At 42.4% G+C, this 13,433-nt stretch carries 12 protein-coding genes; 7 read left to right on the forward strand and 5 right to left on the reverse strand.

All coding sequences use genetic code 11. The features are described from left to right. Position 1: 1 nt before the first annotated feature. Together ACOYVE_RS02170 and ACOYVE_RS02175 are read right to left on the reverse strand one after the other, a co-directional pair. A complete protein-coding gene (locus tag ACOYVE_RS02170) occupies positions 2 to 1,480 on the reverse strand; it encodes a sensor histidine kinase (RefSeq protein WP_422880645.1) in 1,479 nt (492 codons plus the stop codon). Further along, positions 1,481 to 2,806 (reverse strand): extracellular solute-binding protein, encoded by a 1,326-nt coding sequence (locus ACOYVE_RS02175; RefSeq protein WP_422880646.1) that lies wholly within the window; start codon positions 2,804 to 2,806, stop codon positions 1,481 to 1,483. It lies immediately after the preceding gene. 684 nt (positions 2,807 to 3,490) lie between these two features. Between ACOYVE_RS02175 and ACOYVE_RS02180 the strand changes: the two genes are divergently transcribed. From ACOYVE_RS02180 to ACOYVE_RS02205, 6 genes are all read left to right on the forward strand, one after another. Further along, complete coding sequence (locus ACOYVE_RS02180) at positions 3,491 to 5,590, forward strand: ATP-binding protein (RefSeq protein ID WP_422880647.1); 2,100 nt, start codon at positions 3,491 to 3,493, stop codon at positions 5,588 to 5,590. Beyond that, entirely contained in the window at positions 5,590 to 6,342 is a 753-nt protein-coding gene (locus ACOYVE_RS02185; RefSeq protein ID WP_422880648.1) for a LytR/AlgR family response regulator transcription factor, read from the forward strand. The genes ACOYVE_RS02180 and ACOYVE_RS02185 overlap by 1 nt, the downstream gene beginning before the upstream one ends. A 149-nt stretch (positions 6,343 to 6,491) precedes the next feature. Further along, positions 6,492 to 6,971, forward strand: coding sequence for a chemotaxis protein CheW (locus ACOYVE_RS02190; protein ID WP_014855502.1), 480 nt, complete (start codon positions 6,492 to 6,494; stop codon positions 6,969 to 6,971). A gap of 11 nt (positions 6,972 to 6,982) precedes the next feature. Beyond that, entirely contained in the window at positions 6,983 to 8,005 is a 1,023-nt protein-coding gene (locus ACOYVE_RS02195) for a porin (protein WP_422880649.1), read from the forward strand. 12 nt (positions 8,006 to 8,017) lie between these two features. Continuing rightward, positions 8,018 to 8,572: a PDC sensor domain-containing protein gene (locus tag ACOYVE_RS02200; RefSeq protein WP_422880650.1), complete on the forward strand. Its 555-nt coding sequence runs from the start codon at positions 8,018 to 8,020 to the stop codon at positions 8,570 to 8,572. A gap of 12 nt (positions 8,573 to 8,584) precedes the next feature. After that, complete coding sequence (locus ACOYVE_RS02205; protein WP_422880651.1) at positions 8,585 to 10,663, forward strand: HAMP domain-containing methyl-accepting chemotaxis protein; 2,079 nt, start codon at positions 8,585 to 8,587, stop codon at positions 10,661 to 10,663. Between the two features lie 50 nt (positions 10,664 to 10,713). Here ACOYVE_RS02205 and ACOYVE_RS02210 read toward each other — a convergent pair whose 3' ends face one another. Beyond that, a complete protein-coding gene (locus ACOYVE_RS02210; protein WP_422880652.1) occupies positions 10,714 to 11,166 on the reverse strand; it encodes an NYN domain-containing protein in 453 nt (150 codons plus the stop codon). Between the two features lie 18 nt (positions 11,167 to 11,184). Here ACOYVE_RS02210 and ACOYVE_RS02215 point away from each other — a divergent pair, with 18 nt between their 5' ends. Beyond that, the gene (locus tag ACOYVE_RS02215; RefSeq protein ID WP_014855497.1) at positions 11,185 to 11,670 is read left to right on the forward strand and encodes a hypothetical protein; all 486 of its coding nucleotides are present in this window, start codon (positions 11,185 to 11,187) and stop codon (positions 11,668 to 11,670) included. On the opposite strand, the gene ACOYVE_RS02220 is transcribed toward ACOYVE_RS02215, so the two are convergent. Then, positions 11,664 to 12,860, reverse strand: a complete 1,197-nt coding sequence (locus ACOYVE_RS02220; protein ID WP_014855496.1) for an anti-sigma factor family protein — start codon at positions 12,858 to 12,860, stop codon at positions 11,664 to 11,666. The genes ACOYVE_RS02215 and ACOYVE_RS02220 overlap by 7 nt on opposite strands. Next, complete coding sequence (locus ACOYVE_RS02225) at positions 12,857 to 13,366, reverse strand: RNA polymerase sigma factor (RefSeq protein ID WP_422880653.1); 510 nt, start codon at positions 13,364 to 13,366, stop codon at positions 12,857 to 12,859. The genes ACOYVE_RS02220 and ACOYVE_RS02225 overlap by 4 nt, the downstream gene beginning before the upstream one ends. Positions 13,367 to 13,433 lie beyond the last annotated feature (67 nt).

Raw genomic sequence — 13,433 nt, forward strand, 5'->3', positions numbered from 1 at the left:
ATTAATGAGGAACTAATATAGTAAATTTGCATCCTTTTGAGGGTAAATTTTCGGCGTCGATTTTCCAGCCGCAGCGCTGAACGGATAGCTCGTAAGCAATATAACAGCCGTAGCCGGAATTTGTGTGCGATATTTTTTTTGTGCTTACTTTTTCGAGGAAAAGTTTTTTGACACCGTTCTCGTCGGTTTCGAGCAATTCGGGCTTAATCCCCGTTCCGTCGTCTTCGATGGTTATCGATGTGGAGTTTGTCATCCTGTCGAATTTAGTTCTTACTTTAATATTCAAGAAATCGTCGCCGCCGTGGTCGACGCTGTTCTGGATCAGCGGCTCTATAATTTCCCAAACGACAAATTCGTTGACATGCACGGGCGGCATGTTTTCGTCCAAATCGAGTTCGATTTTGAAAGAGCCGGTTTTTCGTGCCGTACGATTGAAAATATTTTCCACTATAAAACGGATTACTTCGTTAATATTTGTTCTGAACGTGGGATTGCGTACGGTCTGAAGGGGCGGCTCGTACCACTTCATGTCGTAAATGACACGCGAAATGAAATTCGAATATTTTAACACGCGGTTTTTGATGTCGTCAATATTTTCAATGGAGAGATTCCGCAAATCCTCTTTTATAAAGCCCATTATTTTTTCGGCTTTGTGGTGAGTGTGATAAATTCGTTTTGTGAACATCGATTCTTTCTGATGTTCTATTTGATGTTTGATATTTTGTTCGTGTTCTTCCAGCAACAGTTTTTGAGCTTCGTCGCGCTCTTTAACCGTGTAGGTGGAAATATAATACATCGCCAGAAGTCCGAGAAGAAACAATGCCGAATAGATGAGGGAAGTCTCTTCGTAACTTGTAATCATTTCGCGCTGCACGAATGTGAAGTCGGGAGTGTTTTTGATGTAGAGGGCGCCGGCAAATTCGCCGTTCGGCACAAAAGGCACAAAGATATGATACGTCTTGTTGTTTGTCGTCAGGTTTATGATTTGTTCGCTGCCGGAAATAGTGTCGTAGATTTGTCTGTATAGTTCGATGGCGTTTTTGTGCGAAGCCGAATTATAAGCGGAATTACTATTGTCGATAAGATTGGCAAAGAGGGCGTTGCCGTTGTCGATTGCAACGATGTCGCCGCCCCTGTTGACCAGAAGACAAATTTCCTCGATGTTCTGATGGAGTATCTGCTGATTAAGAATCATATCGAAGAACTGTATGATATGCCTCCTTTCTTCGGCTCCCATATCTTCCCGCAGTTTTACGATTTCATAAAGCAGCTCGATAGTTGTCGTGTTCATGTTTGCGAGTCGTTCGGCGGAATTGCGTTGATACCATTCCTGTGTGTTGTCGAAGAAGTTGTGCATCGAAGCTTTGTGTATAAACGAAAGGATGAATTGGAATAGTATCAGTCCTACGAACAGAACTGTGAGATGTTTGAACTCGAAGTGATATTTTTTAATTCTATCGAAAAGGATATTTTTTTCCATTTAAAATCCGGTCTCGATTTCCGAGTTGATTATTTTATCGATTTCGTCGAGCGCCTCGTCAACGCTAATTTTGTTTTTGAGGGCTCTGTTTATATGATACGAAATCACGTCCGAATAACGGGTGTATTTTTCGACGAACGGTCGGCGCACCGCATTTTTGAGCAGAGAATAATAAAATCTTACGTCGGGATTCTTTTTGACGAACGACGAATCCGAATAGACCGATTCGGTAACGGGCAGATAACCGGAATAATAAAACTCTTTTTGAACGTCGTTGTTCAAAAGAAATTTAATAAACTTAGCCGCTTCCTTTTTCTTTTCCGAATATATGGAAAGCATCAGGTACCAGCCGCCGATTGTGCTTCTCGATTTACCGCCGTTGAATCTCGGAATGGGCGCTCTTCCGAAGAGGAGAGTGTCTTTAGCCGTGTCGATATTATTCCTGTACCAGGTAACGAATCCGGGCCAGCTTCTCAGGAAAAAGCCGTCGTTTCGCACGTAATATGCGTATGATTCGTTCTCGGTAAAGTTAGCTACTTCGGGAGGAGTAAGTTTGTATTTGTAGATAAGATCTCTTAGTAATGTAAGCGCTCTTCGGCTCTCGATTGTGTTGATTTTTATTCTGCCGTTTTCCAACAGCGATCCGTTTTGGGACGCAATCAATTCCATAAAACTGCACATAAGCCCTTCGTATGCGTCGCCGGCAAAGAGATAATAGGGCGCTCCGTTTTGGGAGATCTTTTCCCCGAGCGCGATGAAATCGTTCCAGGTAATGGAACTGTCGAGCTTTTTTTTTATTTCCGGATAATCGGGAAGTTTTTTCAATTTGTCTTTTCGATAGTACATCACGCCGATATCAAAAAAGAGAGGCACGGAAATGAACTGTCCGTTGTAATAACACGATTGCAGCGCTTCGGGCACTATCTCTTCACGTTCGATCGAAGTAAAATATTCTCCGAGAGGCGTCGCAAACTTAGCGAATCGCGGCACCCAGATTTGATCGACCGAAAAAATATCGAGTCGTTCGCTTTTCCCGCGCAAATAACGAATGAGTAATTCTTTCCTTTCGTTAGTCGTAAATTTTTCGAACGGAAGGTCAACGGGGACGACTTCGATTTCGCCTTTGTAAAGCCTGTTGAATTTTTCTATGGCGGATTTATGACTCGGAGATATATTGTCGGCAAAATAAATCTTTACCGGTTCTTTGTTGTCGGTTACGAGCAAATCTCCGAACAGCGTTGTGAAAATAAAAACCGACACGGCGAAAAAAGTGATTGCCGTAATTGAGAAATAAAACGTTGTAAGATATCTGTTCTTTTGTTTCATTTAATCCGTCGTTTGCTCAATTAAAAATAGGCTTTTTGAACTTAAGAGTAAATAACCCCAGCGCCTCGCTCCCGATGTATGGCGTCCGGTGTCATTGTAATAATGTCACCCCTTCGGGGTTGGTGGATCATAAATTTTCGTTGCCAATAAAAATTTTTTTATTTCATTATCCTCCGGTAGTTGCGCAGGGCGTAACTTAAAACCCGGAGGGTTGACATTACTATAGACACAGATTTATCAATCATAGACAGAACCCGGCACGGGTGACATAATGTTTTGCGGTTATTGCTTGTCACCCCTTCGGGGGTTCTTAATTTTTGTCTGGATTTGACGTATTACAATAATATCACCCCTTCGGGGTTCGGGCGCACGTGGCTCGCGGTTGTTACAATTATCTCACGCCTACGGCGTTTTGCAATAATTTAACCCTTCGGGTTGTTGGTTGATAAAATTCGGTTGCTCGAAAATATATTTCTCATTTCGTTACCTATAGTATAAATCATAGCTTAACAGAAAATCCGGAGGATTAGAATTTCGTGTATTTTTTAAATACTTTACTGCAAAATCCGATTATAAGAGTAGGATTATCGGCATTTTTTTTATCAATCTGTAATTATTTAATATTACCGTAAAGTGTCGATTTTCCCGAATCATTGATATATTCGTTAATCAAAAACTCAGGATATGTTGGAAAAGAATAAGAATCGGTTAATTATACTCTCGTTGCTTCTATACGAGTTGTTGGTTGTGCTTTTTGCATATAAAATCAAAACCTCCGCGGGTCTTTTTTCGCTGCTGCCAATCTTGACAATTTCCTGGTACTATGGAGTTCTCCCCTCTGTTATTGTCTCCGTTTTCTTTTTTCTCCTGAATTATATCAACTTCTTTGTTCTGATCAATGTTAGTCAAGTTCAGACGCCCGATGTGTTTGCCGGCTTTTTGCAGTTGGTTATTGCCGTAGTGGTCGGTTTGGCAGGTACGTTTCAGAGAAAATTCTTAAAGGTCAACCGTGAATTACAAGAAAAAAACGAATATTTGAGCAGCGCAATAAACATCAAAAACCAGGCGGAAAACCGTCTCGTCGAAAAGCTCGAGCACATACGTATTATTACTAAAATTTCTTCCGATTTCATCAATATTCATCCGCTCCAGATTGAATTGCGTATAAAAAGCACGCTCGAAATGATTGCAACTTTGATAGGCGCCGAGAGAGGATATATTTTTACGGAATCGGATAATAAATCGCTCGAATTGATAAACGAATACGCATGCCCAAATTGCGTCCCGCTCAGTAAAAAAATCTCGCGCATTGAGACCGGCCAATTCGAAGATATTCTCGTTACGTTGAGAAACGGCGCGTATATCGAAGTTAATACGGCATTCTGGAAATCGCCGTTGAAAAACGCTTTCGACACCGTCAAAGTAATTTTCCTGCCGCTCCTGTCGAACGAAAAATTAATCGGTTTTGCGGCCTACGATTCGAAAAACGAAAATAAAAACTGGGACAAAGAATATATCGAATTGCTGATGCTCAGTACGCACGCCATATCAAACGCCATTCAAAGAAAAAAATCCGACGATAAAATTACCGCGCAGTACAATGAACTTTCTCTCAAAAGCATTGAGCTGGTTCAAAGCAATAGGGAAATGAAAAAACTGAATCAGAAACTGACCGATATTTCGAAGGAGCTCTATGAAAGCGAGAAAAAATTCAGAGAGCTGGCTGAAAATCTGGAAGACGTAATCTGGCTGCAGGAAGGAAGAAAATTTCTCTATATTAATCCTGCTTACGAGAGAATCTGGGGTTCGAAGAGGGAATTACTCTACGAGCGCGCAAACGACTTTATAGATAAAATTCATCCCGACGAAAAACGTGTGATGGTTAAAGAGTTTGTTTATCACGATTACGACAGAGAGGGAATCTTTCAAAAGGAATTCAGACTTGTCGATGCGAAAGGCGATATCAAGTGGATTTACGCAAAGGCTTTTCCGATTGCAAAAATTAACGGAAGCTACCGCGTGGCCGGTATAGCCCAGGATATCACTTTACGCAAAAAAGTCGAAGAGGAAATCAAAAAGGCCCTCGACAAAGCAATCGAACTCAATCAACTGAAATCGAGATTTATTTCGATGGTTTCGCACGAAATAAGAACTCCGCTGACGACTATTCAAACCTCCGCGGAAATACTCCAACTCTATCGAAATAAATTGACAAAATCAGAAACCGAAACTCATTTTAACAATATTTTTAAGTCGATCGATTCGATGATTTCGATGCTGAACGACATAACTTCTTTGAGCAAGTCCGACATGCAGGAAGTACAGCTTAAGTATGAATCAATAGACGTATATGAAAAGGTCTACGAACTGGCGGAAAATTTCAAGCTCCTTAAAAACAAAGATGTCATTGTAGATTTAAAAGGCGGCAGATTTACGGCGGAACTCGACCCGAAACTCTTTTCACAGGTTGCATACAATATTATAAGCAACGCCGTTAAATTCTCGCCGGCTGTAAATAAAGTGTGGATAACTTTGGTCGCGCGCGAAAACGAATTCTCTCTTACCGTAAAAGACGAGGGCATCGGAATACCCGAATACGATCTCAAAGATATTTTTAACCCTTTCTTCAGAGCGTCGAATGCCGTAAATTATAATGGAACCGGCTTGGGACTGGCGATTGTTAAGCGTTGGACCGAAGCTCTGAAAGGCAAAGTTGAAATTAAAAGCAAACTGAACAAAGGAACGACTGTAACCGTAACATTTCCCATACGAAGGAGAGACTAATGAAAACCATCTTGATAATCGAAGACGACTCTTTGATTCGTACGAATCTCCAGTATTTATTGAATAAAGGAAATTACAAATTGCTGATTGCGTCAAACGGGGAGGAAGGAATAAATATTGCAAAACAAGACCGACCCGACTTGATCATATGCGATATTTTAATGCCGGGAATCGACGGTTTCGAAGTTAAAAGACGGCTGGAAGAAGACGAGAATACGGCTTTTATTCCTTTTATTTTCCTTACCGCCAAAGCGGACTACGAAGATTTACGGAAAGGCATGAATCTGGGCGCCGACGATTATATCTATAAACCTTTCAAAGCGGCGGATCTACTTAGTACAATCGAATTGAGACTGGCCAAATACGAAACGCTGAAAAAATTCAATGGCGGAGGCAAAAACGGCAATAAATTTTCGTACGAGGATTCTCTTTTTATCGAATCGGGAAACACTCCGGTTTTGATAAAAATAAAAGAAATTGCGCTAATCGAATCCGAAAACAGCGGCACGAATTTATTCCTGACCGGGGGAAGAAAATATTATACGAATAAACTTGTTAAGGCATGGGAAGGATTCCTGCCCGCGTCGCATTTCCTTCGCATAAGAAAATCGATTATTATCAATACGAATTTTATCGACCAGGTAGAAAAAATAAATTACCGTAAATATTTTGTTCTTTTGAAGGAATTGAACAAAAAAATCGAAATCAGCCAGCGGTTCATTGCAAAAATAAAAGATAAAATCGGTATATAATTTAAATCCAGCTAATTAAACAAGACATTAACTCGCTTATTTACTTAAAAACCCGCTTTTTAGTTTAACTTATCGCTAGTAGAAAATCGTTCAAAAATGGATTAAACCCGGCGATAATTTCTCATGAACTTAGAAAAAAAGGAGAAATTATGGCTGCGGAAACGCAAACCTCTAACGATATACTTCAACTCGTAAGCTTTAAGATAGGGAAAGAAGAATTCGGCATCGATATCCTCAAAGTGCAGGAAATCAACAGAATGCTCAATTTGACCAAGGTGCCGAACGCTCCGTTTTATATCGACGGGGTTGTAAATCTGAGAGGGAGAATTATTCCTATCGTAAATCTTCGCGCCAAACTCGGTATGGAACGCAAGGAAGCCGACAGAAATTCGAGAATCGTAGTGGTGGAACTGAGCGGTAAGACAATCGGATTTCTCGTCGACGAAGTAAGCGAAGTCCTCCGCATTCCCGAGAGCATTACCGAGCAACCGCCGGCTATGGTAGCGGGAGTCGATTCTTCGTTTATCCGGGCTATCGGAAAATTGGAAGATCGCCTTCTGATATTGCTCGACCTTGAAAAAGTTTTATCGGCCGAAGAAAGTAATTACTTAACCTCATTAACAAACTAAGGAAGAAGGCTATGAAAAATAAAATAATACTTTTCTTGTTAATCGCCGCTTCGGTTGCGGCACAGGATAAATCGGCAAGCTCCATGAAATTCTTCGGTTATGTAAGAAGCTGGTACGAAGCGGATCTTACCGAGAATCAGGGCGGCTTCAAAGTTAAAATGGCGCGTTTCGGCGTCAAAGGCGACGTAAATGAATATGCCGGCTACCGGGTCTTTGTAGACTTTGCAAGACTCGGAAAACTGAAAACATCATATACGGACATAAACGGGCAGCGGGTTCTTTCTTCGGCGAGCGCCTCGTTTTCCGACGTGCTGCTCGACGCTCAGGCTATTCTTAAACCCGCAAAGAACTTCACGCTCTCACTCGGACAGTACAAAGTGCCTTTCGGCACCGATAACCTGAAAAGCGGAGCCGAAATCGAATTTGTAAACAGACCGATGTTGACGAGCGTTGCTCCCGGCTTGAGAGACGTGGGCGTTATGGGCGAGTATAAATTCGACGCAACGATTCCTCTGAAACTCAGCGCCGGAGTTTTTAACGGAGCCGGACAAAATAAAAGCGAAGACGATAAGACGGTTAATTACTCGGTAAGGGCTGTTGCCGAAGTGCTTGAGGGAATCGAGCTGTCTGCAAATTATTACGGAGGCAGATTGAACGACGCCGAAGTAAACATATTCGACCTCGGCGCAGGCGTGGAATATAAGAACTTTACGCTCAACGGAGAATTCGGACAACGCAATACCGATTTGAACTCCTCGACAACGACATCCAACGCCTTCTTTGTCTACGGAGTATATTCGATTAAGATCGATAACTCGGCGATTTCGTACATGATGCCCGCCGTCCGTTACGAGTATTATGAACCCAATAATTCGGTATCCGGAAATGAAATCGAAAGAATTACCGGAGGCGTATCGTTCCAGTTTGCCAAAATTAATTTTGCCCAGCTTAGAATTAATTACGAACTATATAATTACAAAGACGGCAAAGATAATTCGAATAAATTATTCATTGAATTACAAACAAGATTTTAAGAGGAGGAGATTATGAATAAAATAAATTTAATAACAGCTTTTCTGTTAGGCTTTGCTCTGACCGTTATCAGGGCGCAGAATGTTCCCGACGGCGTGAAAACGCTTGCCGAAAGGGAACTCACGAAATACGCCAATTCGTCCGTTGTCGTTTCCACCGTCGAAGCGCAGAATAATAAGAATCTGTCCCTTGCCAAAATAAAACAGATAGACGATGAATGGCAGAATACTTCGGGACTCAATGATATTATGAAGTCGATACTCAATAACGAATGTTCCGCATATCTGAAAGACCTGGTTAAAAAGCATCCGTATCTGGTGGAAATATTCGTAACAGACAACAAAGGCGCTAACGTTGCTATGAGCAATAAAACAAGCGATTATTGGCAGGGCGACGAAGATAAATTCACAAAGTGCTTTAATGACGGGCGCGGTAAAATTCACTACGGAAAACTTTCATTCGACGAAAGCGTTCAGACTTATGTAATTCAGGTATCGGTTCCGGTGGTTAAAGGCGGGACTGCAATCGGTACGGTAACATTCGGAGTGGATACCGGTAAATTGAATTAACGGAGGTTTATTATGAAAAACTGGTTCTTAAATCTTGCCATAAAGAAAAAACTGACAGTAACTTTTTCGTCAATAATCATCCTTTTCCTGCTGGTGAACGGAATCGCTTTACTCAATATGAAAACAATTAATTCACACGTGAATTTATTTGCAGAAGAATTGCTGAAAGGTACCGACTTGTTGATTCAAATTGACAGGGACATGCAGCAGGCGCTGGTAGCTCAGAGGACGATAATATTTTCGGCTGTGGGAAGTCAGCAATTCGAAAATCTTAAAAAGGATAATCAGGAAAACATTCAACAGGCTGCCGATCGATGGGAGCAATTTAAGAAAATCGACGTCGACGGAATCGACAAATCATTGTACGAAAAGTACGAAGCCGCAAAAGAAAAATGGATCGATTATTCCAACAGAATTGTCGCCGCGCGGGAAAGCGATACGCCCGAAGGCAGACTCGAAGCAATCGAACTGTCGTTCAGGGAAGGGAATCAATCTTTCGAAGAAGCCAGGGATATCATCGACAAACTCACCGAACAAATTGAAAGCGTGGCTTCGATGGAAAGCGCAGACGCTGTATCATCTTATAATACCGCCACTACAGTAACTGTAATCGGTTTGCTGCTCTCCGGATTAATAGCATTTATAGGAGGATATTTGCTCTTCGGTTCAATCGGCAAACCGGTCGAAGAGGCAACCAACCTGATGACCGAACTTAAAAAAGGCCATCTAAATGTTCGTCTCGACGTCAAATCGAAAGATGAAGTCGGTATACTCTCGGCGGCTATAAACGATTTCGCGGAATCGTTGAAGAATTTCAACAGAATAATGGATAAAGTTTCTCGAGGCGACCTGAGCGAAGAAGCTCAAATTCTCGATGCCAAAGACGAACTTACTCCGGGCTTAAATAAAATTGTTACGACTTTAAGGCGCCTCAGAGAAGAAACCGTTAAACTTATCAGCTCGTCTCTGGAAGGAAATTTGAACGTACGAGGTAATGTTCAAGGACTCGACGGAGTATACAAGGAAATTATCGAAGGCTTCAATAAGACGCTCGACGCCATCATTATGCCGATTCAGGAAGGAGCCGACGCACTCGAAAAAATTGCAAAGGGCGACCTTACGGTGAGAATTAACAGCGATTATAAAGGCGATTTTACGATTATTAAGAACAGTATTAATCAATTGAGTCATTCTTTCAACAATATTCTCAATGAAGTAGTTGCATCCGTACAGGCTGCGGCAAGCGCTGCAGATCAAATATCGGCAAGCGCCGAAGAGATGGCCGCCGGCGCGCAGGAACAATCCGCCCAGTCTTCCGAAGTAGCCGCAGCTGTAGCCGAAATAACCCAAACGATACTTGAGACGACTAAGAATGCCGATTTTGCGGCAAAGGCGGCTAAAGAATCGGGCGAAACCGCACGCAACGGCGGTGTGGTAGTCGAAGAAACCATCGCCGGCATTAATCGTATTGCGGAAGTTGTTCAGAAATCCGCGGCAACGGTCCAAAAACTCGGATTGAACAGCGATAAGATCGGCGAAATTATCCAGGTGATCGACGAAATTGCCGACCAGACAAACCTGCTGGCTCTTAACGCCGCTATCGAGGCTGCGCGCGCCGGCGAGCAGGGACGCGGCTTTGCCGTGGTTGCCGACGAAGTGCGTAAACTTGCCGAAAGAACTACTAAAGCCACAAAGGAAATCGCTTCGATGATTAAGGAAATCCAGAAAGATACGAGCGGAGCGGTCGAATCGATGAATCTGGGAACGCAGGAAGTGGAAAAAGGCAAAGCTTCCGCCGATAAAGCCCGTCAATCGCTCAAAGCGATTATTACCGGCGCGGAAGAAGTTGTCGACATTGCATCGCAAGTCGCTGCGGCAAGTCAACAGCAATCGGCTGCAGTCGAACAAATCGGAAAGAATATCGAATTCATTAATAATGTTACCGGTCAATCGGCAATGGGAATTCAACAAATTGCCAAAGCAAGCGAAAATCTCAGGTATCTTACCGAAAATCTCCAGTCGTTAGTAACGCGCTTCAAAATAGACGCTGTATCCGATGTCTCTCAACCCAGGCTCCTCAATGTCGGTTAATCCCTTAATCCCACACACTCCCCTTACAATGCCCGCGCCCGCGGGCATTTTTATTCTATTCCGAATAACCTCCTGAATTCTTCAATATCGTTTTCCATTTCTTTTATTTTTAGGGATTCTTCGTCGTTCCTGCGTTTCGATTTTATTTCCTTTCCGAATTCCTCGGACGAGATTACTTTGCAGCCGTTTACTCTGGCGTATTCGGCAAGCTGCCTGTCCGATGTGACTAATATGATTTTGCGCTTCGACTTTGTATTGTCTATCTCTTCGCGTATCTTTTCGTCTGAAGTTCTGCCGCGGGAATAAATTATCTTGCCCTTTGTAAATAAGACGGGGATGTTTTCATGACCGTCAAAGTGAAGCGAAACTTTGTATTTTTTCCCGGCGAAATGAGCGTTTAATATCCTCGCCAGTTCTTCCCTGTCCGACCCTTTGTTTTCGGTCTTCTTTTTTTTCAGTATTTTTCCGATTAAATTATTTCCGTCAATTATATAATGATTCATAAAAATTGCAGGATTATTATGTTGAAAAAATTGTCAATGCTCGCTTTGATTTTATTTATGCTCGCTTGCACAAAGGAAGTTCCCGAATCCGACAAAAATATAATTCAAACTACGGAAAAAAAGAAAATAGTTAAACTGATCGAAACGTTTTATGATAATTTCAACAGAGGGAATATCGACAGCGCGCTGACGGCGGTCTCGAAGAATTACAAAGGAATTGTTTCCGAAGCCGAAGAAATATCGGGCGTGGAAAATTACAGAAAAGAACTCTTTCAATACAAAACCGCATATCCCGAAGGCAGGTGGAAATATTCATTGGAAGAGCTTTTTGTAAGGGACGGTATCGGATACGTAATTTTATTGAGCAGTTTTGTCGTGCCCGATCCGGTGGAGGCGCAAGGCAACCCGATTTATTCCGAAAGAAGTATGAAAGTGCTGGTAAAAAACAGCGAAGGCAATTGGAAAATCTACCGTTCCGTCAGCGTGCCTGTTTTTACTTATTGAGAGCCCAATGATTTTTCGATCGTGTTTTCCCAGCTTGTTAACATCTCTTTGTCGAGCCGAATAACTCCGTCGTATGTAACGTTTGGAGGCGGAGGAAAGAAGTTGGCGACCGCCTGGAATAATTCCCCTCTGTAAGTCAATGGCGAATTTTCGAGAATCGAAAGCAATGAAAGCGCGTCTTCGCGTTTTGCATTTTTTGTTATGCCCGACATCGTCTGCGGAGTTATGTAATCCGCGTCGAATTGTTCTACAAAGTTTTCGAAATCCCTGTCGACGCCGATCCTCAAAGGCGTCCCGGAAGAAAAATTGCGGAATTTTACGAAGTAACCGTCTTTGATTTTAATCCGGTCGTTGATATAAACCGCGCCGTTTGTTACCGTCAATTCTCCGTTGCCGTTATTTAAATAAAATTCGTACGAAGCTATATCGCCTTTCAATTCGTTGTTTTCGAACTCGACCGTCAATCCGAGTCGTCCGAGCTTGTCGTCGGTTTTAACGGCGCCGTATTCGAGAAAGATTATATTGCTCTTCTTGTGAGCCTGTTTAAGCAATGCCGCGGATTTTCCTTCCAGTTCGAATCTCCCTTCTCCGGGTATAATTATTCTGAGGCGGGAGGAATCGGAACAGATTAATCTTTCGCCTTCGTACCAGAAAGCGTCCGTATAATTGAGTCCGTTTAATTCGAATGTTCCTTTGACACTCTCAACAGTCCAGGGCGAATTTGCGAGACTGTTCAGATAGAAATAATAAGCGAGCGCGGAGAAAATCAAAACGCCCGCCGCAATAAACAATATTATTTTACCCGACGAGAGCCGGGAATGCGGGGTTTTCAGCGACCGGCTCATCCGGCTCTTTTTTGTCAAGCCCCGGGTTTCGTTCAATAATTTTTCCTGCCGGGATTGCTCGCGCCGTTTTTTAATGTCGTCGATAATTTTCGTCTTGCGTTCGTTGTTAATTTGATTGAGAGATTTTCTCAGCAATTCTTTCGAAAGCAATTCGATCAGATCGGCGGGCGGTTCCACTGAATAAGGCAGCGATTTAAGAAGCTCGAAAAACCGATTGAACTTGTCGTGTTTTTCGCGGCATCCCGCGCATGTTTCAATATGAATCTTAAGTTCGCGCAGCGATTTCTCGTCGAGCGTTTCGTCGATATATCTGTGCAGATAAATATAAATATCGTTGCAATTCATTTTTTGCACACCGCTTCCATCAGATATACCCGGGTTTCCATCAAAGCGGTAATGATTTCGTCGGTGTTGTCGTACCATAGAAATTCGGCAATTTTATTGTAGTCATAACCTTCGAGGTCGTGAAGTACGAATATTGTGCGCCGGACGTAATCGAGATTCATAATAAGCGTTTCGAGTTTCTTTTTATTGTCGTCCGGGAGTTCGTCAGGCAGTTTTATCATGCTCGATTTGTTGATTTTGGGTATGGCTGTATTAACTGCAATTTGTTTTATCCAGAGCGCAAACGGAATTTTATAATCGTACTCTTTAATTTCTTCCCATGCGTTCAAAAACGCCTGAACCGTAACGGAACGCGCTGAGTTATAATCCGCGGTTAAACGATAGACAGTAGTAAAAACGCTTTTCAGATTGATTTCGCACAGGTCGAAAAAGGCGTTCTTTCTGCCCGCCTGCGAAAGCTCTACTAGGTAATTGACGTAGTTTGTATTTTCCGATTTGCCAGGCATTAAATTGTCCCGGTCATATTTACACCGCTAATTTATTAATACTTAAGCTGAGATTCAGAAAAAATAT

It is taken from the genome of Melioribacter sp., assembly GCF_049325435.1.
GTDB classification, from domain to species: Bacteria; Bacteroidota; Ignavibacteria; order Ignavibacteriales; family Melioribacteraceae; genus Melioribacter; species Melioribacter roseus.

What these genes read in the sequence shown, in the direction of transcription:
- ACOYVE_RS02170 (WP_422880645.1), bottom strand. Translation starts at nt 1,480, where the DNA reads ATGGAAAAAAATATCCTTTTCGATAGAATTAAAAAATATCACTTCGAG.
- ACOYVE_RS02175 (WP_422880646.1), bottom strand. Translation starts at nt 2,806, where the DNA reads ATGAAACAAAAGAACAGATATCTTACAACGTTTTATTTCTCAATTACG.
- ACOYVE_RS02180 (WP_422880647.1), top strand. Translation starts at nt 3,491, where the DNA reads ATGTTGGAAAAGAATAAGAATCGGTTAATTATACTCTCGTTGCTTCTA.
- ACOYVE_RS02185 (WP_422880648.1), top strand. Translation starts at nt 5,590, where the DNA reads ATGAAAACCATCTTGATAATCGAAGACGACTCTTTGATTCGTACGAAT.
- ACOYVE_RS02190 (WP_014855502.1), top strand. Translation starts at nt 6,492, where the DNA reads ATGGCTGCGGAAACGCAAACCTCTAACGATATACTTCAACTCGTAAGC.
- ACOYVE_RS02195 (WP_422880649.1), top strand. Translation starts at nt 6,983, where the DNA reads ATGAAAAATAAAATAATACTTTTCTTGTTAATCGCCGCTTCGGTTGCG.
- ACOYVE_RS02200 (WP_422880650.1), top strand. Translation starts at nt 8,018, where the DNA reads ATGAATAAAATAAATTTAATAACAGCTTTTCTGTTAGGCTTTGCTCTG.
- ACOYVE_RS02205 (WP_422880651.1), top strand. Translation starts at nt 8,585, where the DNA reads ATGAAAAACTGGTTCTTAAATCTTGCCATAAAGAAAAAACTGACAGTA.
- ACOYVE_RS02210 (WP_422880652.1), bottom strand. Translation starts at nt 11,166, where the DNA reads ATGAATCATTATATAATTGACGGAAATAATTTAATCGGAAAAATACTG.
- ACOYVE_RS02215 (WP_014855497.1), top strand. Translation starts at nt 11,185, where the DNA reads ATGTTGAAAAAATTGTCAATGCTCGCTTTGATTTTATTTATGCTCGCT.
- ACOYVE_RS02220 (WP_014855496.1), bottom strand. Translation starts at nt 12,860, where the DNA reads ATGAATTGCAACGATATTTATATTTATCTGCACAGATATATCGACGAA.
- ACOYVE_RS02225 (WP_422880653.1), bottom strand. Translation starts at nt 13,366, where the DNA reads ATGCCTGGCAAATCGGAAAATACAAACTACGTCAATTACCTAGTAGAG.